Origin of the sequence: Vibrio genomosp. F10 str. ZF-129 (assembly GCF_000287055.2) — a bacterium.
Lineage (GTDB): Bacteria > Pseudomonadota > Gammaproteobacteria > Enterobacterales > Vibrionaceae > Vibrio.
Map to the genome: position 1 here is coordinate 1 of NZ_AJYQ02000104.1, position 22,694 is coordinate 22,694.

A 22,694-nucleotide genomic window follows, 5' to 3' on the forward strand; every position below is an offset into this window, starting at 1 on the left:
AAAGGCTTGAGAACAAGGAGGAATTTTTTGTTCAGTCGTTATTCTACAATCAAAAATTGTAACGCAGTTATCGAGTATTTTAACCCGCTAGGGTGAACAGTCATTTACTACGATTGGTATAAAACCTAAGCGATGATGATAGAACCATGACTTAGGCTTTCGATTTTTGGCACGGGCACTTTAGGTACCGGTTTTGACTTTTGGGTATCTCTCTTTGAATTAGCGCAGGTAAAGGTTACTTAAGGTATTGTACGTGCGCTTCCATTTCTGCACCGATCTCTTTTCGCATTTTCATTAATCGAATGGCTGAATCTCGCAAATGAATGTCTTCTTCTGTCGTAGGTACCCATTCAGGCACTTTGGTCGAATGACCATTTTCATCGACCGCAACCATAATAACGATACAGTGTGTTGTCAGTCGGTTATTCATCTCTTTTGGGTCACTGGCTTGAACATCAATGGCAATATGCATTGAACTGGATCCGGTATAGATCACTTTTGCACTGACCTCTACAAGATTACCCACATGGATAGGTGCCACAAAGCGAATGCCCCCCGCATAGGCGGTAATGCAGTATTTACCACTCCATGCCGCTGAGCAGGCGTAAGCCGCTAAATCGATCCATTTCATCGCCGCGCCACCGTGTACCTTACCACCAAAGTTGACATCACTAGGCTCAGCCAAAAAACGCAATGTAATTTCTCTTTTTCCACTGCTCATATTTTTACCCTTTGTTGTTCTATCTGTTATTAATATAATAGTTAGCAGACAGTAACATAAACATGTTTATGTTCACTTATCTTTTAGACTAAACATTTGAGTCTAGCTAGAGCAACGAAATATTTGAGCGCTAAGACATAGAGGCCGGGGGATAAAAACTCAAAGAGAATAGGAGCGAGAGGGCATCAATGAGAGCGGGCTAACGCGACATTAAGCCGCTATGGCCAGGCCCTTTTTTTGGTGCTTGCACTGTTGGCTTTAATTAACTCTATGGCTTTTTTTGACTTATTTTCGATAGCACTCAGGCTTTGCATTACTTTTACTTGAAACTCATTTCTATCATGGTCAAACAGCGGGGGTTGCGGTGATGAGTTCTGAAGTTGATGTATCAATTGCGCCATTGTTTTGTTTTGTGCCTCAAGGGAGCTGACTTTCGATGCCAGCTCTTTGATCATTTTATTCTGTTCTTTTATTTGTGATTCGATACTGTTGAACGCTTGGAGTATTTGTCCAATATTATGATCAGCCATCAGGTCGCCTATAAGAAGATGGAAGAGATATTCACAGTATAGGCAAAAACGGAGAGTGAAACGGAGTAAAGTGGAATTGGAGCAAATGTGGTGCTTCTGATTTAGGATGCCAACGTTGTCCTAAACCAGGTAACAGATTCACACCGAAAAGAAGAAATCGCCTCTATCGGTTAACTTCTTCAAACTCGCCATCAATGGTGTTGGTGTGTGGAAAAGCACCAGCGTCGGAGAAGGGTGTCCGGCGTTTTTCGTTTACACTGTGGGCGTTCATTTGATTTTGCATCTGCTTCTGAAGCCGTTTACCGGTGATAAGAGCTACAATGGCAAGAGGAATCGCCATGACAAGTGCAAAAACCAGAGTAAAAAAGCCAGTAATCAAGGCAAGCGTAGTGACTATTAATCTATTCATTATATTAACCTCTTAAGTAACACATCTACTATAACGAATAATAGATGAATGAAAGATGAACACTATTGGAAGCACCTTTCTTACTTTCTTACTTACTTACTCTATGCCTAACCATTTTGTTACTATGATTTGCTACTGTGACTTGCTACCCCGATTTCTAGTCGCCTAGAGGTTGCCGTTCGTTGCCACCGCGGTGAGAGTCAAGCGCCATTTTTAGACGTCTTAATTTATCTCTTGATTGACGCTTGTGTGCGACTGCAAGTTCCAATGAAATAACATCCACAAGCGCTAACATTGCATAGCGCGATGCTGATGGCTTGTAAATGAAATCCGTCTCATCGTGCTGAATCGGCAATATTAAATCGGCATTGTTGGCCAGTGGTGTGCTTACGGGAGTGATAGCTATTACCTTCATACCGTATTTTTTAGCAAGCTGCGCGGTTTCGACCAACACAGGTGTAAACCCCGTCGCCGAGATGATAACAAACACATCGTTTTTATCTGCGGTTGCCGCCACCATTTGCGCAAGCATTCCATCGTTATAAGCGACAATGGCATAACCGAAACGAAACAGTCGATGTTGAAGCTCTTGAGAGGCGATAGTTGACCCTCCTCCCATTCCAATAGAGATGATCTGTCTTGCTTTGTGCAGCCAATCTATTGCGATTTCGATGTCTTGTTCATTGACTAGGCGGCGATTGATGTCGAGCGATTGTTTTATTGACTCATATACCCCCTGGTAGCCTGATTGATCCGGTGGGTCGAGTATGAATCGCTGTCCAATGGTCAGTGACTGAGCGAGCTTAATCTTCATATCGCGAACGTTATTACAGCCAATGGCTTTAGCAAAGCGAGTAATGGTCGCTTCACTGACCCCTGCATTTTCAGCCAGTTCTGTAATACTGGCGTTTGCTGCAAAATTGATGTCGTCCATGACCAGTTTGGCGACTTTTTTCTCTGCTTCTCGCAGCGCCCCAAAACGCTCAGCAATTTGGGAAACAATATCTACTTCAAGTGTCAAAAAGTATTCCTTTTTTGTTACCGCTTATTGGCATCGATTTAGTGTTGTCTATTGACTATGGTACTTATCAGTCGTTTGACGTTGACTAACTATTAGACGTTGACTGGCAATAAGTGGCGGTTGTTTTGTATTTTTCTCAGTATACCGAATGTCGGCCTATTAAAAGCAGGTTTCTACCCAATGCATCACCTGATAGTCGTCATCACAAATGGCTATATGACGCCATTTATCTAGCGTTAGGCATGGGTGTGAGGTAGAAAATGCGATCATGTCACCGACTTCCAGTTCATTCTCTGCGTCAAGTTCAACAAAAGTATGTTGATCCATAACTGCGGTTGACTTGATACCAGCGACTGAAATAGGTTGGCCATCGCGGTAGCCACGTTCGGCGATTGGTAAACCTGCATCAAAAGCGACGTCTCTTTTGCCTAATCCTATGATGGCTCTAGTAGGCTCTGGTCTCGAAATAACATAAGCCCAAACTTCCAATGAAGACTCTAAATCACCACCGAGATCACAAGCGATGCCACCATTCGCTTGCGCACGTGCCATGACACCATTTTGCGCATCTAAATAAATGCCTGTGTCGTGAATAGCGTAGCAACCAGGGCGAATTACTGCCGTTGTGTGTGTTAAATTTGACCAACATTCTGAAACAACATCGTACCAAGCTGACCCTGCGCCAGTGACGATAGGTTTGGCGGTAATCCAACCTTGATCGGCAAGGTGCTGAACTAACGTGAGTGTCTCATCAAGGAAACTTCTAATTTTCTGCTCTTGTTGTTCACCTTGTATTACCCCTTCGTATACTTCAATACCCGATAGGTTCATAGAAGGCATGTCTTGAATCGCTTTTGCAAGTCCCAATATTTCATCGTCGGTGCGACAGCCACATCGCCCGCCTTGTACACCGCGCTCTATAAGGATGTTTAGTGTGGTGTTGGTTTTGGAAAAGAATCGCTCTAATTGACCAAGATTTACCATAGAGTCAGCGCAGCAATAAAAATTCACATCAAACCGCTCAATTAGATTTACTACTATCGCCATGTTTGTTTTACCAACAAGCTGATTCGCCATGATGATATTTTTGGCGCCTACCAGTGCGGCGACTTCCGCTTGAGCCGGGGTTGCAACTGTAATCCCCCAAGCACCGCTCTCAAGTTGTTGTTGCATAAAACTTGGGGTCATTGCTGTTTTGCTATGCGGTGCGAGATGAACGTGATGCTGATTGGCAAAGCGCTGCATCCATTGAAGATTGTTGGACAACGAGGACTGTTTAATCACGGCAACGGGCAGTGAAATGTCTTCCTCAACCAGACTGTATTTTGCTGACTCAACGGGCGCTTTAGTTGATGTTATCGCGCGACCCTTATGGCCTAGATCTTCTAATCCAAGCGTTATTTCTTGGTTATTTCTATCTTTCATCTTGGCGTGTTCCCTAGTGTTAATATCCAAGTATCATCACTTAAGTTATTGTTTTGATGTATTCTTGTGTTAGCATTCTGGTGTAAATGTTAGAAACTATCAAACAAACTGAAACTATTTGTGTGGTTAATCACTTATTTCATTTGTGGAAATAATAGAATGTCTAGCATAGAGATGACGGATTGGAGAACACCGCATGTTGTACGATGCGATGATAAAAAATATAGAGGTGTTTGATGGCTCTGGTGCAGAGCCATTCTTCGCTGATGTCGCAATCCGAGATAATCGAATTGAAAAAATAGGCACACTAGATATCGAAGACAGCCAGCACGTTATTGAAGGGCACGGTCTTGCGTTAGCACCAGGCTTTATTGATGTGCATACTCACGATGATACCAACGTGATTCGATACCCAGAGTGTTTACCTAAGATAAGCCAAGGTGTAACGACTGTCATTGTTGGCAATTGTGGCATTAGTGCTTCCCCCGCGGTATTGACAACGGCGCCACCTGATCCAATGAATTTATTGGGCGAGCAGAAAGATTTTAAATACCCCTCGTTTTTAGCTTATGCAGAAGCGGTCGAAGCTGCAAAACCTGCAGTCAATGTTGCGGCGTTGGTAGGGCATACCACGTTGCGTAATCAAGTGATGGATCGTTTAGATCGCACAGCAACCGATGATGAAATTGCTCAAATGCAAGCGTCTTTGACCTGTGCGATGGATCAAGGCGCGCTAGGTCTTAGTTCAGGTCTTGCTTATGCCAGTGCTAAACAAGCGACGGCAAATGAAGTCATGCAGCTGTCTGAGGTTCTAGCAGAACATGGTGGTATTTATACCACTCACATGCGCACGGAATTTGAAGAAATTATCAGCGCGATGGATGAAGCGTTCGAAACCGGAAAACACGCTCGCGTTCCTGTTGTTATTTCACACCTAAAATGTGCGGGTGCAGGTAACTGGGGTAGAACGGTAGAGGTGATTGATCACCTAGAAATGGCATCCAAACACCAAGACGTGTCGTGCGATTGCTACCCATATTCAGCCAGCTCATCAACACTAGATTTGAAACAGGTTACTGATGAGATTGATATATTCATTACCTGGTCCAAAGCGTTGCCCCAATACGCAGGCAAGATGTTAAAAGACATCGCAACAGAGATGAAACTGCCATTGATGGACGCTGCAAAAGCGTTACAGCCAGCGGGCGCAGTTTATCACTGCATGGATGAGGAAGATGTGAAGCGAGTTCTTAAATATAAACGCACAATGGTGGGCTCAGATGGCTTGCCTAATGATCCTCATCCACACCCACGTCTTTGGGGGACTTTCCCGAAAGTGTTAGGCCACTATAGCCGCGATGAAAAGTTGTTTTCCATGTCGGAAGCGATTCATAAAATGACGGGTTTATCGGCGAAGCGATATAACTTAAACCAGCGTGGAATTATAAAAGAAGGCGCTTATGCTGATTTAGTTATTTTTAATCCAAATACGGTTAAAGATACTGCAACATTTGAAAACCCTATATCAGCGTCCCAAGGTATAGAGTATGTGTTTGTCAATGGTGTACTGTCATATTATAAAGGGGCAGTACTGAAGAAACGATCGGGTGTATTTATATTTAATAATAATTAGATGAATACCAATCCAATATTAATTTAGCAATGAATAGTATTCATCATTTTAACTGGAGTAAGAAAATGTCAATTAAACGTTATGGTATAGAAGGCGGTACAGGTACTGGTGGTCAACATTTACCCTTTGCAAGAGCAACAGAAGCGGCAGGTTTCTTGTACGTATCCGGTCAAACTCCAATGACCGATGGCGAAGTCGTTGAAGGTGGTATTATTGATCAGTCGCGTCTAGCGATTCAAAACTGCGTCGATATCATGACGGAGTGTGGCTATGAGCTTGAAGATGTCATGCACGTAAAAGTGGTGCTAACCGATTCTCGTTATTTCCAATCATTTAATAAAGTCTTTAAAGAGTTCTTTGGTGCGAACCCGCCTGCACGTATTTGTATGGTGTGTGATTTAGTTGTAGATGTGAAGGTAGAAGTTGACGTGACTTGTTACCGTAAAGATCGTGCTTAATAATAGTAGTTCCAGTCACTTTATTTATAGGGCAGTATTAATTAGTGGAAAAATACCAATAATTAATATTGAGGCCGATGATTTTTCCATTGGTTTCTACGTTGGTTGATTCACTGACTTTTATAATGGAATTAGCAATGGCTCCAAATACTGATTTAAATCTAATGCCTTATCCACAAACGGTGGAATTAAATAAAGGCCAAGTAACAGTTGATAGCGAATTTAAGGTTTTTATTAAAGGCTATAACTCTGACCGTGTTGAATACACAGCAAAACGTTTTATTGATCGTCTTGAAAGACAGACCGGTGTACCAACACTAAATTGGCAGACTGAGAATGAAAAAGAAGCCAACTTGGTTATCGACATCAAGCGTGCTCCTAAGACCGAAGTTCAAAATATAGAGTCTGATGAGTCGTACAAAATCGAGACCAAAGGCGATCAAATCACGCTATCTTCAGAAAGCCCATATGGTGCGATGCGTGGTATTGAAACGGTTCTTCAGTTAGTTGAAGCAACATCGACTGGCTACCACATTCCAGCGGTAACCATTGTTGATGAGCCTCGCTTCCAATGGCGTGGCGTTTCCTACGATACGTCTCGCCATTTTATTGAGTTCGACGTCTTGATTCGTCAACTTGATGCGATGGCTTCAGCGAAAATGAACGTGTTCCACTGGCACTTCTGGGATGACCAAGGTATTCGTATCCAAACCGATTCTTGGACACGTTTATGGTCTGAAAGCTCAGATGGTAACTACTACACCAAAGATCAGGTTCGTTACCTTGTCGAGTATGCACGCAACTTAGGTATTCGTGTGATTCCAGAGGTATCACTACCGGGGCACTCTTCTGCGGTAGCGCATGCTTATCCGCATCTAATGTCGGGGGGTGAAGGTCAAGCGTATGAACAAGAACGTGAGTGGGGAGTATTTGAACCACTCATGGATCCGTTAAACCCTGAGCTGTACGAAATGTTAGGCGATGTATTTGACGAAATGGTTGCGCTGTTCCCAGATGAGTATTTTCATATTGGCGGCGATGAACCAAACTACTCACAATGGATAAACATCGACAAACACCAAGCTTTTATTGCTGATAATAATCTCGATGGTGAGCGTGGCCTTCAATCGTATCTCAACATTAAAGTTGAGAAGATGTTAGAAGCGCGCGGTAAGAAGATGACCGGTTGGGATGAAATCTGGCACAAAGACTTGCCAACATCGATTGTGATCCAAAGCTGGCAAGGTCACGACAGTATTGGCCGTGCAGCGAAAGAAGGCTACCAAGGTATTCTATCGACAGGTTACTACCTCGATCAGCCGCAACCAACCAGCTACCACTACCGCAATGATCCGATTCCAAAAGGGATCACCGTTGATGATTCTCTTCATGCAGGAGAGAGCTTTGTGAGCTATCAATGGAAAAAGCCGTGTACTAAGGGTGGTCCACGTAAGGGGTTACTTACTATCATCGAAGCAACAGACGGAACACCTCGTGCGTTCGTTGACTACAATGGAAAACCCCGAGAAGAAGTCTTTATCAAGAAATACCAAGCGGGTGAAACGTTAGTCGCGCATTTCGATAACTTTATGTCGTACACAGAGTTTAATCTCAATCTTAATCAGAACGGCTTTGCAGAGGGAAGCTATCAACTTATCGGTAATGTACGTTGGCCAACAACGGGTGAAGTTATCGCCAGTAGCTCGCTCGAAGGCAGCGTGATTCCTAAGCCTGATGGTGGGTATCCAGCAGAGCTAACAGAAAAAGAGAAAGCACTTATACTAGGCGGTGAAATCACTATCTGGCTTGAGAACAAAGACACCCATACCGTAGAGTCGTACCTATGGCCTCGTAGCTACGCAATCGCAGAAAGATTATGGTCGGATGCGTCAATCACTGATGAAGAGAGTATGTATGAGCGTATGGCGGTGATGGATACTTGGTCAGAGGTTTCCGTGGGCTTGCGTCATCATGCTAACGCCGATATGTTGCTTAAACGCTTGGCGAAAGGGCAAGATATTCAGCCGCTGCAAGCATTAGCGAGATATATGGAACCTGCGCAATATTATGCTCGAAACTGGGAAAAGTGGATTTCTACCGAGAATAACGGTGATCTTTACAATCAACATGAGCGTCTAAACCGCTTTGTTGATGCGCTGGTGGTTGAAAGCTACGCGGTGCGTGACATGGAAAAATTGGTTGCCGATTATGCTATGGGTAACAGCACGGCATTGGTGGATCTAGAAATGCACTTCAAAAACGTGCGCGAAGCCGCCATTGCGTCACAACCTATCTTCGCAGACCATGTTGCGGCCGTTGATAGCGTCATTATGGCTGAAAAAGCGGAGTTAATCGCTGAGCTTGGTTTGACCTTAATTGAGAAGGCGAAGAAGGGCGACACAATTCGAGGTGCGGATGCGCAAGCGTATCTAGCGGTAATCGACGAGTCGGCGAAAATCTACGATGAAGCCATCGTCGCGATAGTTCGACCAACGGAAGCGTTAGTGCGTCAACTCTCCCGGTAAGCAGTAAATAAAGTAAAAAAACCGCTTTCTGGTCGTTAAACGAGAAAGCGGTAAATGAAGGCAAAGCATAAGCTCATCCACGTAGTGTTAGCCGTTAAAGGTTTATCACGACAGGGTGAGCTTTTTATTGTAGTTGTTGTGGAGTCTCATTTTCTTAAGTTATAAACACACTGACTATAACGAAGCAGGGTAGGTCTTGTAGCGAACGCCCATCATCTGCTCCATACAGTGAACGACCTGACAGCTGTAACCAAACTCATTGTCATACCAGATATAAACGACACAACGGTTGTCTTGCGCAATGGTGGCAACCCCATCGACAATGCCAGCGTGACGTGATCCTACGATATCGCTAGATACCACTTCCGTTGAGTCTGTGTAATCAATTTGTGCAGACAGTGAAGAGGTCAATGCCATCTCACGAAGGTACGTATTGAGTTCTTCTTTTGTCGTGTTCGATTCTAGGTTCAGATTGGCAATGGCCATTGAAACATTCGGTGTTGGAACACGAATGGCGTTACCGGTTAATTTCCCCGTCAGCTCTGGTAGTGCTTTCGATACTGCTTTGGCAGCACCGGTCGAGGTTAGCACCATATTCAACGACGCACTACGACCGCGACGATCACCAGAGTGGAAGTTATCAATCAGGTTTTGATCATTAGTAAACGAGTGCACCGTTTCAATATGCCCAGATTGAATACCGAACCTGTCGTTAATCGCTTTCAAAGCCGGAGTGATTGCATTGGTGGTACAGCTGGCTGCCGAAATAATAGTGTCTTCTGGCTGAATAACGTCTTCATTCACACCAAATACAACATTTTTAATGTCGCCTTTTCCCGGTGCGGTAAGCAGAACTTTTTCAGCACCATCACAGCCTAAATGTTGGCCAAGCCCTTCGCTGTCTCTCCATACACCGGTATTATCAACCACCAAGGCGTTGTTAATTCCGTAATGGTTGTAGTTAATTTCTTCAGGCTTATTGGCATAGATAATTTGGATGTAGTTACCATTGGCAATGATCGCTTTACGCTCTTCGTCAACCACAATGCTGCCGTTAAATTGGCCATGAACAGAGTCACGTCGTAACAGGCTAGCCCGTTTTTCTAGATCGCCTTTTTTACCTCCGCGCACAACAATCGCTCTTAAGCGCAAAGGGTAACCAGGACCACTCTTTTCAACTAATAAACGCGTCAATAGTCGACCAATTCGGCCAAAGCCGTAAAGAACGACATCACGTGGCTCAGTGATGGTCTTTCCATCCATGGCTTTTAACAGTGCTGTGTGCAGAAAATCATTCAATGCATGAGTGTCGTCATGGCTGCGCCAATATTGCTGGGCAAGTTGTCCAACATCGATTCTGCATGGCGAAAGTGGCATTTTAGTTAAGCATTGAATAATAGGAGAAGTTTGTTCTAGGGTCAGTGGCTGGTCGGTAAAGTGACGAGAGAGTCGGTGTGCTTTAATGATATCGATAGTGTCTGCATTGACGAGGGTTTTACCAAAGAGGATAACTTCAACCCCTTTTTCTCGATACAGCTGGCCTAATAGGGGTGAAGTAGATTCTGCAATCGTTTGGCTGGTTTGCCAATCGCGAAGGTGCTTCTCAGGACTCTGTTTTTCTGAAGACATGGTAGTGGGGGACCTTTTCGTTATTTGAGCTTATGTTATTGGAACGTGTTCTAAACGGTACTTACCTACCTATTCGCATTAAAGAGTCACATTTAAGTATCGTACTTAAGGACCTTGGCTAAGCTCAGGATCCCTGCGGAGAAAGGTAAATAGCCGATGTTTTATCTTTGTAATTATTATGGGGCAGGATTGTAAATGGTGAAGTGTTATTCTGCTAGGAAAAATAACGGCGACATTTAACACTATATATTGATTTTAACTAGGCGGATTGTGTTAGTGTCTCGCGGCCAAATGCCAATTGACTTTTTTAAAAGTACAGACTTAATTCGAGACGATATGGTTTATTGGCACACTATTTATTTTCTGTTTTCATTACGCTCACTAATTTTGTGCTGGATGGAAGATTAACAACATAAAAAGTAAACGATAGATTGGCGAAAAGTCGTTGAGTTACCCTATTCTATGGTGGAACTCACTTTACGCTGTGGACCAAGCCGATTTACTTCATCGCTACCAACGGAATAAGTGCCTGTAGATGTATGTCGGCAGTGAAGAACGCGCTGAAAAAGAAAGCTGAAATACTAGGTGAAGTAAGAAGTAAAAAGTAAAAGGTAAACGTAAAGGTGAGATAAGCGTTAAGTGACGCAAAGGCGTTTCAGAATGGGTCAGACTATCTAGGATAACATCGCCTAGATAGTCTACTTGTGTTTAAAGACAGACCGTTTATCGCCCCCGTCAACCGTCTATTTTAGGCTATCCAATGGCAGCCAATCGACGGTAACACCCGCTTGAGAAAACATATCTTGGCTAATCTTGATCTTTTCCCCCCAGCGTGACAAAAAATCTTCCGTTTGTTCTGGGCAATGGACCGTTGAAATACCCGTTTGGATAATTTTAGCGGCGCAGTTTGGGCAAGGAAAGTGGGTGACCCAAACCTCACACCCATCAAGATCTCTCTTGGCAAACAAAATCGCATTCTCTTCGGCATGCAATGTTTTCAAGTACTTCATATCACGGTCATCAGTATCGGCGCTGTCTGAAATCCCATGGGGATAACCGTTAAAACCGACTGAGACGATACGATTATTTTTTGTAATCACGGCGCCTACTTGAGTCGATGGGTCTTTACTCCAAGAGCCGACGAGTTCAGCCATTTGGAAAAATCGTTGTGACCATTTAGAGATCATTAGAGCTCCTTATTTGATAAGCGAAGGGGAGAAGAATGGGTTGAATATACCATCATTATATCCCCTAACGCTTTTTGATGGTTGAGTATTTAACATGATTATTGGGTTAATCGATGCTAAAGGTGATCAAGAAAGCATCGTCGCTCACATCAAGCGAGCCAGATGTTTCTAAATCGGCTCTTTAGCGTGTAAGAGATCTCTTACATCAATGTGAGAGTATGGAATCAAGTTGTGCCGATAAAAGAAAAGAAACTTAAATAAGTATTTGTTTAATAATGGTTTGTACTATTTTTATCCGTTTTTATCTGGCAGTGATTATTTGCTGATAATTGCCCAAGATGGATAAGCATCGTAGTATTTGTCTTGTCAGCAGGAAGCAGACACGGAACAGGAAAGACCCAAGGAAAGGTCATCTTCAGGAAGAAGATATGGTTATTCAGGAAGAATAGTCAGCAAGGACTGCAAAGGACATTAGCTGGATGCTAGTAGCAAGGATTGTTACCAACTATGTTAATGGACGCTTAAAGGATTAAGGCAAATCTTTGTCAGGATGATGAAGTTAGGACACTACTCACGGAAGGGTGATGTAAGTTAGCCAGGAAAGCTAACGGGCAGGATGGCCAAGGACACCGCTAGGATGGCGATGATATGGAAAGCGCTGAAGGAATCAGCCTACTATCAAGGATTCGATGCAGGGAGCATCTATCAGTAGCAGGATTGCTGCGAGTAAGAACAGAAAACCCACTGAGCGAAAGCTGAGTGGGTTTTTTCTTATCTCATAAACGGTTCTTATTTCACAAACAATTGAAGCTAGCTCACCCTATCCATTTGAAGATGTATAGTAGACTGTCGTAACAGGCTCTTTCTAACTCAATACTGATTAAGGGAATAAATGGATTTCATCATCGGATGTTACAGTGATGGCTTACAGGCCAATGAGGGAATGCTTCTTGTCGAGTTAAACCGACGTTCCGGTCAAATGGCGCACAAGCAAGTGATGCTTCAAACGAAGAACCCCTCTTATGCTTTAGCTACCTCGAAGGCGGTGTACACCGTAAATGAAGTGGAAAAAGAAAGCCCTCCTAAATTACACATGTCAAATAGCGTATCACAGCATACTGTAAATTTGATTGGGGATTCACCGTGTCATTTGGCGGTAGATAAAGATCAGCAGTTCATCGCCATTGCTCATTACGGCACTGGCAACGTCAATATCGTCACTTTGGACAGCCAAGGCCTCCCTACCGATCTGATTGCGGATCTGTTTGTCGATGGTAAAGGCGCGAACCCCGACAGACAAACCTCACCCCATGCGCATCAGGTCACCTTTTTATCGACTCGTGACCAATTAGCCGTGGTTGACTTGGGGGCTGACGTTATTCATTTTTACCCCTATGATCGCAATAGCCTGACTTTTGAGAACACACCGGTGCAAAGTGTGTTGATGCCAGCTGGTAGTGGGCCAAGGCATTTAGTCTTCGATAAAATCGAAGAAACAGCGTATGTGGTGTGTGAATTGTCTGAAACGCTCGTGACGCTCAAAGACATTGATGACGAATGGGTTGTTGTTGATGAAACGGATTTACTGCCGAATCAAGAAAAAGGAGAGGCAGCCTCTGCCATCAAACTGTCTCCTGATGGGCAGTTTCTGTATGTTTCTTGTCGCCATCAAAATCAAATTTCAATATTCTCAGTTGATGGCGCACTGCCAAAATGGCTTAAATCCGTTGAAACCGAAGGCGACTTTCCACGCGACTTCGCCATGAGTCATGACGGCCAGTGGTGTATTGTTGCCAATCAGCGTTCCAATTCATTGGTGAGTTTTAAACGAGACATAGACACTGGCGACCTGGTTTACAGCGGTCATACGTTGAAAACAACGGTCCCTGTTTGTGTGGTACCAATGTTGGCAGAGTAGCTATATGAGTAGAGTAGCTATATTAGTAGAGCAGAGACCAAGATTTGGATCCAAAAAAGAGAGCGAATGGTCGCTCTCTGTTGGTTTTTGTTATTCATGTTCTCTCAATTGGTATTGATCAAATACTTAGCATGAAATGACAGATGTTCATCAATAAAGCTAGAGATAAAGAAATAGCTGTGGTCATAGCCCGCATGCATCCGCAAATCCAAAGGCGAGTTATGTTGCTTCGCGGCTTCAACGAGTTCTTGTGATTTTAGCTGTTCAGCCAAGAAGTTATCCGCTTCACCTTGATCGACCAAAATCGGCAGACTAGATGGTGCATCTCTTAATAATTCACACGCATCGTACTGTTTCCAATCGTCTTTATTCGACCCCAAATACGCGTTAAACGCCTTTTGTCCCCAAGGGCAATTTATTGGATGACTAATTGGACTGAAAGCGGAAATGGATTGGTACTGATCTGAATTTTTAAGCCCAATGGTAAGAGCACCATGGCCGCCCATGCTATGCCCAGAAATAGACTTAACGGATGACACTGGAAAGCATTGCTCGATGAGCTTAGGCAGCTCTTGAGACACGTAATCATACATATGGTAGTGACGAGACCAAGGTTCTTCTGTGGCATTGAGGTAGAATCCAGCCCCCTGACCCAGATCGTAGCTGTCATCATCAGCCACATCACTTCCTCTTGGGCTAGTATCTGGTGCGACGATCGCAATGCCAAGCTCTGCGGCTTTGTTAAACGCCCCCGCTTTTTGCATAAAGTTTTCGTCAGTACATGTTAGCCCTGATAACCAATAAAGAACAGGAACTGGCGAGGTTTTGGTGGCATTCGGCGGGAGGAAAATAGCAAAGCGCATTGAACAATTCAGAGTCGTTGAGTGATGAGTGAATTGCTTGTGCCAACCACCTGAAACTTTGACTTGGCTGATGTTTTCGATAGTCATAAGGGTTCCAAAAATCAAAAGGTACAAATAATAAAACGGTACGAATAATCAAAAGGTAAAAAGTGAAACGCCTTCAATGACAAAGGCGTTTATTCAGTAACCTATTTTATTCAGTCGCTTGGTTTATTCAGTCGCTTGGTTTATTCATTAAGTGAGTTTATTTATCCATGTGTAAAACGGTACGGATAGACTCGCCTTTATGCATAAGGTCAAAGGCATCGTTGACGTCTTGAAGGCCCATGGTATGGGTGATGAACTCTTGCAATCCAAATTCACCGGCCATATAACGGTTAACGATTTCTGGCAGTTCAGAGCGGCCTTTAACGCCACCAAATGCAGAACCTCGCCATACCCGACCGGTAACCAGTTGGAATGGACGAGTTGCGATCTCCTGACCGGCACCAGCCACACCAATGATCACGGATTCGCCCCAGCCTTTATGACAACACTCAAGCGCTTGACGCATAACGTTAACGTTACCAATACACTCAAACGAATATTCCACGCCACCGTCTGTCATTTCTACAATGATATCTTGAATCGGTCTGTCGAAGTTTTGTGGATTGATGCAGTGAGTCGCCCCCAGTTGTTTGGCTAATTCAAACTTGCTCTCGTTAATGTCGACACCGATAATGATGTTTGCACCCGCCATACGCGCACCAATGATGGCTGATAGGCCGATACCACCTAAACCAAAGATGGCTACGTTGTCGCCTTTTTCTACTTTCGCTGTATTGAATACCGCTCCCATCCCTGTTGTGACGCCACACCCTAATAGGCAGACTTCTTCAAGCGGCGCTTCTTTGGATACTTTAGCCAAAGAAATCTCAGGTAATACAGTAAATTCAGAAAATGTAGAGCAGCCCATGTAGTGATAGATGGTTTCACCATTAATAGAGAAGCGACTGGTACCATCAGGCATCAACCCTTTTCCTTGAGTCTCACGGACGGCTTGGCAAAGGTTTGTTTTACCCGATTTACAGAATTTACACTCACCACATTCGGCGGTGTAAAGTGGGATCACGTGATCGCCGACTTCAACACTGGTGACACCTTCCCCTACCATTTCTACGATGCCACCACCTTCATGACCAAGGATCGACGGGAAAATTCCTTCAGGGTCATCACCTGACAATGTAAATGCATCCGTGTGACAAACACCGGTAGCGACAATGCGAACTAAGACTTCCCCTGCTTTTGGCAGCTGAACATCGACTTCTTCCATTTTAAGGGGTTCGCCAGCCGCCCATGCCACAGCAGCTTTAGATTTAATAGAGGTTTGACCGGGTTTGATTTCAATCGCCATTGGATAGTCCTATCTGGTTTAGTAAGCGGAAGCGCTGCCATATCTTGTATAAGATTAGATGAGAGTGTCGATTTCCGCTGTCTTGTTTTTGTTTTGTCTTATTTGTTGTGAAACAGTATAGCTATTTCATTAAAGATGATAATACGGTAATAATAGAAAACATTTTTACGTATATGTAATAATGAAGGTTTCACCAATCTCATTGAGGAATCGCATGGCAAACTGGGAAGGCGTGAGTGAATTTGTCGCCGTGGCCGAAACAAACAGTTTTACTCGAGCGGCGAAAAAAATGAATACATCGGTCGCGCAAATTAGCCGGCGAGTGTCATCGCTTGAAGAACGATTAGCGGTAAAACTGCTGCATAGAACGACTCGGAAGGTGACCCTTTCAGAGGCTGGCCAGATCTATTTTGAGCAGTGTAAACTTTTAGTTGAAGGGTTAGAGTTGGCTGAAATCGAGGTCACTCGAATGCAACGATCCCCAAAAGGTCTATTAAAAGTGACCGCCCCCGTAACTTATGGGGAAACGCATCTGGCGCCTTTACTTCATCAATTTTTAGCGCAATATCCGCAAGTGGATTTAGAATTCCAGCTTACCAACCAGAAGCTCGATCTCATAGAAATGGGGGTGGACGTCGCAATAAGATTGGGGCGGCTAGAAGATTCGAGTTTGATTGCTAAGCGTCTTTCTCAGCGTCAGCTGTATGTTTGTGCTAGCCCGACTTACCTTGAACATTGGGGAGAACCACACACATTATCTGAACTTAATCACCATAACTGCTTGGTTGGCTCTCAAGGGCACTGGCGTTTCAAAGAGGGCGGCAAAGAAAAATCGTTACGAGTGTCGGGTCGCATTCGGTGTAACAGTGGATTATCGCTACTGGATGCCGCTAAACGTCATTTAGGTATGGTACAGCTACCGGATTACTATGTTAATGAAGTGCTAGAAAGCGGCGAGTTGGTGGAAGTGTTGAGTGATTACCGAGACGACAAAGAGGGGATCTGGGCAGTGTACCCTCCTAATCGAAACTTATCGCCAAAAGTACGCTTACTGATTGATTTTCTTTATGACCACTTAGCCAGGTAATAGTTAGTGGTTATCCCAATCACGACCATCTAGTATCATCAATCGAAATCTAGATGGCCTTATTGATTATTGCTGCGGTTTCACTTAAGCATCTATTTCACTTAAGCATCTATTTTACTTAAAGCCCCGATTTTACTTAAAGCACGGGTTTCAATTACAGCATCGGCACCGTTGAAATGAGAAGCAGCAACGCCATTGAAAGGTTAAAACCACGAATACGAACTGGCGTGATAAGCCAATGTTGAAGCTTTTGACCTGCAATCGTCCAAAAGCTTACCGAAGGAATGTTAGCAAGGGTAAACGCTGTGGCAATAATAGCCAGTTCAAACCAAGCGCCAGCGCTGCTGAATAGTGTTACTGCGCTCAAGGCCATTGACCATCCTTTTGGATTTACCCACTGAAAGCTCGCTGCTGCAATAAAAGAGAGTGGCTTAAAATCATCGACGTCTTTTGCTCGTCCGCTCATTGCAATTTTGGCAGCGAGATAAATAAGGTACGCCACACTCACATACTTTAATATCTGATGACTGATTGGATAGGCCGTAAATACGCCCATTAATCCCACTCCTACTAAGATCACCATAAAGGCAAAGCCAAGGGCAACGCCAAGCATGTGCGGTATTGTTCGCGCAAAGCCCACATTCGCGCCCGATGTCATCAACATGATGTTATTCGGTCCTGGTGTAAACGTAGATACGAAGGCGAAAAGTAGCAGTGCCCCCAGTTGTTCCAATTCCATTGAAGTACCTCATTGTTGTTCATTGTTATTCTCTTAAACAATGTTAAGTAGAATCATGCGCAATTTTGTGTTTTTATTGATGAATATAAAATTAATTGAGCAATAAAATACGGTATGGATAAGTTTGACGAAAGAATATTGCAAGCGCTCAAAGTGGATGGCCGGATCTCTAATGTTGAGCTTTCGGACAGAGTCGGGTTATCGCCTTCAGCAACCCTGCGCCGCGTTCAGGAATTAGAGCGCACAGAAGTCATCAAAGGTTATCGAGCGATCCTAAACAGTGAACCGCTTGGAATTGGTTTTATTGCTTATGTGTCCATTGGATTAGCCAGCCACAGTAAGAAGGCGCAACTAGAATTTGAAGAGCATGTTCGTTTTGTTGATGAGGTTGTAGAATGCCATAACATCACAGGCGCTAATGAGTACTTACTTCGCATTGAGACTAGTTCTCTAGCAAGTTATAAACTCATCCATTCCGATGTTCTGGGTGAATGTGAGCATGTAAAATCCATCACAACAATGGTGGTGATGGGGTCCCCTAAAGATGAGCGTTAGTGAGTTTACTGAAATAAAAATCCGTTAATCAGATCCAGAAAGTCTAGAAACTACGAAGTAATAATTGTGATCAAGGTGAAAACTTCGTCTACATTTATTGATAGTGTTCATTTCTGGTGGAAATTATGAAACTAAGTATTGTCCAAAGAACCATTGGTGGGTATTTCATCATGTTTCTGTTGCTCGCCCTACTCGGAGGGATCAGTTACTACAAATTAACGACCGTAGATTCTCATGTTAGGCAAGTTACCCAAAAAGCCACACCGCTTTTAGTCGAAACTTCAAAGTTACAAACGGCGGTTTTAAAAAGTCAACGAAGCTTGCTTGAGTACATCACTTATACCGATATTGAATCTCTTCCTCCCATTCAACAAGAATTTAATGAGCAAAGAGCGGTATTTTTTGCCATTTTAGAGCGAATACGCTCAACCACGTCTCAAACCGATAAAGCCAGTGTGATCACACAAACCGCTGAAGGGTATTTTTCAGTGGCGGATCAAGTCATGAGCCAGCACACGGAGTCTATAGAGCTGAATCAACAGCTTAATAGTGCCAGACAAGTCTTTGTGAAATTTGAAGACTCTTTTCAAAAAGTCACCTTGCTGCTGCTAGATAAAGTCAGCAAAAGTCGTTCTCAGAGTAATAAAGTCGATCGCTTAACCAGTGGAATACAGCGAGACCTCAGAACACTACGTGCAGCCAACCCCGATATGGATCTGACTAAATTAGTGGAAACATTTACCAGTAATGTCAGCCGAGCCAAAGAAGGTATTGGCAGTATAAAAGTCAGTGCGGGAGTCATTACTCGATTCGAGAAAACGTTGGCGAAACTAGAAGAAGCTGGAGTATCAGAAAAAGGCATGCTGCCACTAATGATTCGTCAGCGCCAACTGCAAAGCGAAATTCGAGGCTTGATTGAGCAAGCCCAGCAAAGTACACGTGCTATGGAAACGGAGGTTGAACAGCTTTCAGACATGGCATTGGTCGAAGTCGATTCGGCCAGTTCAGTCACGGCTAAGTCGGTGGAATCTGCGGAAATTATGATCATCGTTATGACGATCGCCTCGGCATTTGTTGCTGCAATCATTGGCTACCTAACATCCAGATCGATACATAAACCTCTGTCCTTGATCAATCGGGTATTACGCAAGATGACACAAGGGGACATGACTCACCATGTGAACTACCAATCAAGTTGTGAATTCGGTGAACTCTCTAATTCCATTGACCAACTTGTTTCTGAAATGAAAAACTTGCTTTCTCAAATCAACTCGGGCTCAGACAGCTTAGCCGAAGAAGCTCAGAATGCATCACAAATTAGCGATGCCACCATGTCCCGTGTGTCCACGCAGAAACAGCAAATCGATTTAGTGGCTGCCGCTATATCAGAGATGGAAGTGAGCGTGTCTGAAGTGTTCCGTTCAACAGAACAATCTCAAGAAGAGGTTAAAAAGGCGAATACCGGCACTCAAGAAAGTAGAGGGCAGGTAGCCAGCAGTTTAGTGCTGGTCGAGGAGCTGCTTCGCTCCATCAATACCGCCGTGGATATTACCCATAAGTTAGATGAGTTTAGTAACAACATTGGCAGCATTCTTGATGTGATTCGTGGCATTGCTGAGCAAACTAACTTGCTCGCATTAAATGCGGCGATAGAAGCGGCGAGAGCAGGTGAGCATGGACGCGGCTTTGCTGTCGTTGCCGATGAAGTCAGAACTCTCGCCACAAGAACCCAGCAATCCACCGTTGAAATCCAGAAGATGATAGAAAGTCTGCAAGAAAGCTCTCAACAAGTAGTCGAAGTGATGAATGAGAGCCAGGACAAAACCAAAGAATGTGTTGAACAGAGTCGAATTACCGATGAAACCTTGAAGTCGGTGGCAGAGCGTATGGAATCCATCAATGATATGAGCATGCAAGTGGCTCATGCATCTGAAGAGCAAATAGTGGTCAGTCGCGATATTGCAAAAACCATCAACGAAATATCGGAAGTGGCGATTGAGACCGAAACAGAAGCGAGAGGCGCATCGTCTGTAAGTGACGTGTTAGCGCAGCTAGCGCAGCAGCAGCGGACACTGGTTAACAAGTTTAAGTTGTAGCCGTGTGGACGTATAAAAATAAAAAGGAAGGGAGTGTTATGAAATATTTTGGCAAGCTATGTCTGTTATTTGCGGTTTGTTTTTCCGCAGTTGTACAAAGTGGAACACTGGTTATCGAGAGTTGGCGTGAAGATGGGGAGATTTGGAACAACAAAATTATTCCCGCCTTTAATGCCGTCCATCCCAATATTAAAGTCGAATACAAGCATACTGTAGCGACCGAGTATAACGATCAATTAAACGGAAGGCTTGCAGGGGGGAATGCTGGCGATATTATTACGTGTCGTCCGTTTGATGATTCACTTAAGTTATTTAATGATGGCCATCTGGTGGATTTAACCGATGTTGACGGCATGGAAAACTTCCCTTCTTTTGCACAGTCTGCATGGCAAACTGATGATGGAGCCGTGACTTTTTGTTTACCGTTGGCGTCTGTTATTCACGGTTTTTTTTACAACAAAACCATCTTCTCTGAGTTAGGCCTTAAAGAACCTCAAACCGTGGAAGAATTTTTCATGGGCTTAGATAAAGTCAAAGCCAGTGGTAAGTATGTTCCGATTGCCATGGGGACAAAAGACAAATGGGAAGCGGCAACAATGGGCTTTCAAAATGTTGGGCCTAACTACTGGAATGGTGAAGATGGCCGTTTTGCTTTGATTTCTGGCGAAGGGAAATTGAATGACCCTGAATATCAAGCCGTGTTTGAGCAGTTAGGCCGCTGGGGTACTTACATGGGGGATGGATATCAAGATCGTGGTTATACCGATGCGATAGAGATGTTTGCCTCTGGTAAAGCGGCCGTTTATCCAGCCGGTTCATGGGATATTTCTGCTTTTAACAGCAAAATCGATTTAGGGGTGTTTAGACCACCGGTTAAGAACTCAGGCGATGATTGCTTTATCAGTGACCATACTGATATCGGTATTGGGATTAACGCCAACAGTAAAAACTTAGCGGAAGCACAAACTTTTATAGACTGGATGTCCAGCGAAGAATTCGCCGGCCTCTTTACCAACGCTTTACCTGGCTTCTTCTCACTATCGAATCACTTTATTGACGTTGCTGATCCAACAGCGAAAACTATGATCGCTTGGCGTGACACCTGTGACTCGACGATTCGGAACTCTTACCAAATCTTAAACCGTGGCGAACCGAGTTTAGAGTTGGAAATTTGGGAAACCAGTGTTGGCGTGATTAATGGTTCAATGATGGCTACTGATGCCGCTAACCGTTTACAACAAGGGCTGCAAGGTTGGTATAAACCTTAGTGAGTGTGAGCGTGAACGTGAAAACGTTAGCTCTAAATACATAGAAAGAACGCTCTAAACGTTTGGAAAGCGATCATGATGATCGCTTTTTTTTGCACATTATTTGGGTAGAGACTCTCTTTTTAACCATTGGGACGATAAGCACTGACATTGTGATGAATGGGTTTGATTAAGTTAGGCGGTGGCTTTGTGTTAACGAACGTTCAAAGGGGTATCTGGATATTCTCCATTTGAATAGGCACTAGAGTCATCAACATTAAGTTAATCAAACAACGTATGGAGTTGTGCTATGAATTATTGGATAAAATCGGCAGCAGTTGTGATTGCTGCTTCGTCTTCGTTAGTGAATGCCCAAAGTGGCCATGATACATCGGATGATTCCGTCATGGATGGTGTCATTATTGAGCAGCGTGCAGTGCTTTCAAAGAACACTCAAGGGAAAGGGTTTGGCCCGCAGTCTCCACGCGACCTTGACCAGAAAGAAGGAAGGAATCAACGAACATTTTCTGCTGCTCCTCCTGCTACTGAAATGAACCTATGTAATATCCATTTTCACAAAAATGCAGAACACAAAGGGGGAGAATTTACTCAATACGCCGGAAATGGCGATGGTCACGGCTACCAAAGCGGTTATCGATATTCAGGTACGCTGACATCATCAGAGCGAAAGTCTTTTGAGGGTGAGGCTTGCCCAAGTGAGCCTACTGGGCATAGTGAGCATAGCCAGCCTAGTGGGTTAAGTGTTGGCGATACAATCGAAGCTCATTATGTGTATTCAACATCTCAGGTGCAACCGGGAGCAACCTTAGGGGCGTGTTTCAATGATGCGATTGGTAACCCGCAGCTTCGTGTTGAAACCCAAGTCTATGTGCTGGTCAACGATAACAACGCTGGCGATTTTATTGAATTGGCGAGTGTCCAAGAACAAAATGGCAAGTATCAATCGGTGAATATTCCGAGCGATACCGGAACACCTATTCAGTACACTGGTTCGACAACTGGGCCTACTTTTAATGAAAAAGGGTCTCCATTTCAAGTCACGTGGAGTGTACGTCCTAGAGTAGCCAAAGTAGATATTAGTAGCGTAGGTCGTTGGTGTGAAAACAATGTCTTTGATGAAAATCATGCTCACGGGGTACGAAATTTAGTCGTGAATCCTGATCTGTTGTCTCCCATGAACTAGGGCGTGTTGATCTTTCGAGCTGACTTTTGCAGCAACTTGATGGGTATTTAGACA

19 protein-coding genes are annotated in these 22,694 nt (G+C 43.9%); 9 read left to right on the plus strand and 10 right to left on the minus strand.

Features of this window, described 5'->3' with window-relative positions; all coding sequences use genetic code 11:
* Positions 1 to 235 precede the first annotated feature (235 nt).
* From A1QO_RS12520 to A1QO_RS12540, 5 genes are all read right to left on the minus strand, one after another.
* Positions 236 to 721 carry an acyl-CoA thioesterase gene (locus A1QO_RS12520; protein ID WP_017036172.1) on the minus strand — a complete coding sequence of 162 codons (486 nt, stop codon included), beginning with the start codon at positions 719 to 721 and terminating at the stop codon, positions 236 to 238.
* A 218-nt stretch (positions 722 to 939) separates the two neighbouring features.
* Complete coding sequence (locus tag A1QO_RS12525; protein WP_017038701.1) at positions 940 to 1,251, minus strand: hypothetical protein; 312 nt, start codon at positions 1,249 to 1,251, stop codon at positions 940 to 942.
* 163 nt (positions 1,252 to 1,414) lie between these two features.
* Complete coding sequence (locus tag A1QO_RS12530) at positions 1,415 to 1,660, minus strand: hypothetical protein (RefSeq protein ID WP_017038700.1); 246 nt, start codon at positions 1,658 to 1,660, stop codon at positions 1,415 to 1,417.
* A 157-nt stretch (positions 1,661 to 1,817) separates the two neighbouring features.
* On the minus strand, positions 1,818 to 2,681 hold the full coding sequence (locus A1QO_RS12535) for a MurR/RpiR family transcriptional regulator (RefSeq protein ID WP_017040142.1): 864 nt from the start codon (positions 2,679 to 2,681) through the stop codon (positions 1,818 to 1,820).
* 159 nt (positions 2,682 to 2,840) lie between these two features.
* Entirely contained in the window at positions 2,841 to 4,106 is a 1,266-nt protein-coding gene (locus A1QO_RS12540) for an amino acid deaminase (protein WP_017041596.1), read from the minus strand.
* A gap of 196 nt (positions 4,107 to 4,302) precedes the next feature.
* Between A1QO_RS12540 and A1QO_RS12545 the strand changes: the two genes are divergently transcribed.
* From A1QO_RS12545 to A1QO_RS12555, 3 genes are all read left to right on the plus strand, one after another.
* Complete coding sequence (locus A1QO_RS12545) at positions 4,303 to 5,739, plus strand: N-acyl-D-amino-acid deacylase family protein (RefSeq protein ID WP_017040140.1); 1,437 nt, start codon at positions 4,303 to 4,305, stop codon at positions 5,737 to 5,739.
* Positions 5,740 to 5,804: 65 nt separating this feature from the next.
* Positions 5,805 to 6,197 (plus strand): RidA family protein, encoded by a 393-nt coding sequence (locus A1QO_RS12550; protein ID WP_017036178.1) that lies wholly within the window; start codon positions 5,805 to 5,807, stop codon positions 6,195 to 6,197.
* 77 nt (positions 6,198 to 6,274) lie between these two features.
* Positions 6,275 to 8,722, plus strand: a complete 2,448-nt coding sequence (locus A1QO_RS12555) for a family 20 glycosylhydrolase (protein WP_017040139.1) — start codon at positions 6,275 to 6,277, stop codon at positions 8,720 to 8,722.
* A 174-nt stretch (positions 8,723 to 8,896) separates the two neighbouring features.
* Here A1QO_RS12555 and A1QO_RS12560 read toward each other — a convergent pair whose 3' ends face one another.
* Positions 8,897 to 10,351: a glyceraldehyde-3-phosphate dehydrogenase gene (locus tag A1QO_RS12560; protein WP_017036180.1), complete on the minus strand. Its 1,455-nt coding sequence runs from the start codon at positions 10,349 to 10,351 to the stop codon at positions 8,897 to 8,899.
* A 743-nt stretch (positions 10,352 to 11,094) separates the two neighbouring features.
* On the minus strand, positions 11,095 to 11,538 hold the full coding sequence (locus A1QO_RS12565; protein ID WP_017036181.1) for a dCMP deaminase family protein: 444 nt from the start codon (positions 11,536 to 11,538) through the stop codon (positions 11,095 to 11,097).
* An 892-nt stretch (positions 11,539 to 12,430) separates the two neighbouring features.
* Between A1QO_RS12565 and A1QO_RS12570 the strand changes: the two genes are divergently transcribed.
* Complete coding sequence (locus A1QO_RS12570) at positions 12,431 to 13,456, plus strand: lactonase family protein (RefSeq protein WP_017040138.1); 1,026 nt, start codon at positions 12,431 to 12,433, stop codon at positions 13,454 to 13,456.
* Between the two features lie 104 nt (positions 13,457 to 13,560).
* On the opposite strand, the gene fghA is transcribed toward A1QO_RS12570, so the two are convergent.
* Together fghA and A1QO_RS12580 are read right to left on the minus strand one after the other, a co-directional pair.
* Entirely contained in the window at positions 13,561 to 14,406 is an 846-nt protein-coding gene (fghA, locus tag A1QO_RS12575; protein WP_017036184.1) for an S-formylglutathione hydrolase, read from the minus strand.
* Positions 14,407 to 14,563: 157 nt separating this feature from the next.
* Positions 14,564 to 15,712 carry an S-(hydroxymethyl)glutathione dehydrogenase/class III alcohol dehydrogenase gene (locus A1QO_RS12580; RefSeq protein ID WP_017036185.1) on the minus strand — a complete coding sequence of 383 codons (1,149 nt, stop codon included), beginning with the start codon at positions 15,710 to 15,712 and terminating at the stop codon, positions 14,564 to 14,566.
* Positions 15,713 to 15,926: 214 nt separating this feature from the next.
* Between A1QO_RS12580 and A1QO_RS12585 the strand changes: the two genes are divergently transcribed.
* Complete coding sequence (locus A1QO_RS12585; protein WP_017036186.1) at positions 15,927 to 16,799, plus strand: LysR family transcriptional regulator; 873 nt, start codon at positions 15,927 to 15,929, stop codon at positions 16,797 to 16,799.
* A gap of 154 nt (positions 16,800 to 16,953) precedes the next feature.
* Here A1QO_RS12585 and A1QO_RS12590 read toward each other — a convergent pair whose 3' ends face one another.
* Complete coding sequence (locus A1QO_RS12590; RefSeq protein WP_017038692.1) at positions 16,954 to 17,538, minus strand: LysE family translocator; 585 nt, start codon at positions 17,536 to 17,538, stop codon at positions 16,954 to 16,956.
* Between the two features lie 114 nt (positions 17,539 to 17,652).
* On the opposite strand from A1QO_RS12590, the gene A1QO_RS12595 reads away from it, so the two are divergent.
* The 4 genes from A1QO_RS12595 to A1QO_RS12610 all read left to right on the plus strand — a co-directional run bounded on the left by A1QO_RS12595 (position 17,653) and on the right by A1QO_RS12610 (position 22,640).
* Positions 17,653 to 18,093, plus strand: coding sequence for an Lrp/AsnC family transcriptional regulator (locus A1QO_RS12595; RefSeq protein ID WP_017036188.1), 441 nt, complete (start codon positions 17,653 to 17,655; stop codon positions 18,091 to 18,093).
* 125 nt (positions 18,094 to 18,218) lie between these two features.
* Complete coding sequence (locus tag A1QO_RS12600) at positions 18,219 to 20,189, plus strand: HAMP domain-containing methyl-accepting chemotaxis protein (RefSeq protein WP_017036189.1); 1,971 nt, start codon at positions 18,219 to 18,221, stop codon at positions 20,187 to 20,189.
* A gap of 38 nt (positions 20,190 to 20,227) precedes the next feature.
* Positions 20,228 to 21,457, plus strand: a complete 1,230-nt coding sequence (locus A1QO_RS12605) for an ABC transporter substrate-binding protein (RefSeq protein ID WP_017036190.1) — start codon at positions 20,228 to 20,230, stop codon at positions 21,455 to 21,457.
* 301 nt (positions 21,458 to 21,758) lie between these two features.
* On the plus strand, positions 21,759 to 22,640 hold the full coding sequence (locus tag A1QO_RS12610) for a delta-class carbonic anhydrase (RefSeq protein ID WP_026026936.1): 882 nt from the start codon (positions 21,759 to 21,761) through the stop codon (positions 22,638 to 22,640).
* The last annotated feature ends 54 nt before the right edge of the window (positions 22,641 to 22,694 follow it).

Bases quoted from the DNA above. Each gene is read 5' to 3' on its own strand.
- A1QO_RS12520 (WP_017036172.1), bottom strand. From the start codon at position 721: ATGAGCAGTGGAAAAAGAGAAATTACATTGCGTTTTTTGGCTGAGCCT.
- A1QO_RS12525 (WP_017038701.1), bottom strand. From the start codon at position 1,251: ATGGCTGATCATAATATTGGACAAATACTCCAAGCGTTCAACAGTATC.
- A1QO_RS12530 (WP_017038700.1), bottom strand. From the start codon at position 1,660: ATGAATAGATTAATAGTCACTACGCTTGCCTTGATTACTGGCTTTTTT.
- A1QO_RS12540 (WP_017041596.1), bottom strand. From the start codon at position 4,106: ATGAAAGATAGAAATAACCAAGAAATAACGCTTGGATTAGAAGATCTA.
- A1QO_RS12545 (WP_017040140.1), top strand. From the start codon at position 4,303: ATGTTGTACGATGCGATGATAAAAAATATAGAGGTGTTTGATGGCTCT.
- A1QO_RS12550 (WP_017036178.1), top strand. From the start codon at position 5,805: ATGTCAATTAAACGTTATGGTATAGAAGGCGGTACAGGTACTGGTGGT.
- A1QO_RS12555 (WP_017040139.1), top strand. From the start codon at position 6,275: ATGATTTTTCCATTGGTTTCTACGTTGGTTGATTCACTGACTTTTATA.
- A1QO_RS12560 (WP_017036180.1), bottom strand. From the start codon at position 10,351: ATGTCTTCAGAAAAACAGAGTCCTGAGAAGCACCTTCGCGATTGGCAA.
- A1QO_RS12565 (WP_017036181.1), bottom strand. From the start codon at position 11,538: ATGATCTCTAAATGGTCACAACGATTTTTCCAAATGGCTGAACTCGTC.
- A1QO_RS12570 (WP_017040138.1), top strand. From the start codon at position 12,431: ATGGATTTCATCATCGGATGTTACAGTGATGGCTTACAGGCCAATGAG.
- fghA (WP_017036184.1), bottom strand. From the start codon at position 14,406: ATGACTATCGAAAACATCAGCCAAGTCAAAGTTTCAGGTGGTTGGCAC.
- A1QO_RS12580 (WP_017036185.1), bottom strand. From the start codon at position 15,712: ATGGCGATTGAAATCAAACCCGGTCAAACCTCTATTAAATCTAAAGCT.
- A1QO_RS12585 (WP_017036186.1), top strand. From the start codon at position 15,927: ATGGCAAACTGGGAAGGCGTGAGTGAATTTGTCGCCGTGGCCGAAACA.
- A1QO_RS12590 (WP_017038692.1), bottom strand. From the start codon at position 17,538: ATGGAATTGGAACAACTGGGGGCACTGCTACTTTTCGCCTTCGTATCT.
- A1QO_RS12595 (WP_017036188.1), top strand. From the start codon at position 17,653: ATGGATAAGTTTGACGAAAGAATATTGCAAGCGCTCAAAGTGGATGGC.
- A1QO_RS12600 (WP_017036189.1), top strand. From the start codon at position 18,219: ATGAAACTAAGTATTGTCCAAAGAACCATTGGTGGGTATTTCATCATG.
- A1QO_RS12605 (WP_017036190.1), top strand. From the start codon at position 20,228: ATGAAATATTTTGGCAAGCTATGTCTGTTATTTGCGGTTTGTTTTTCC.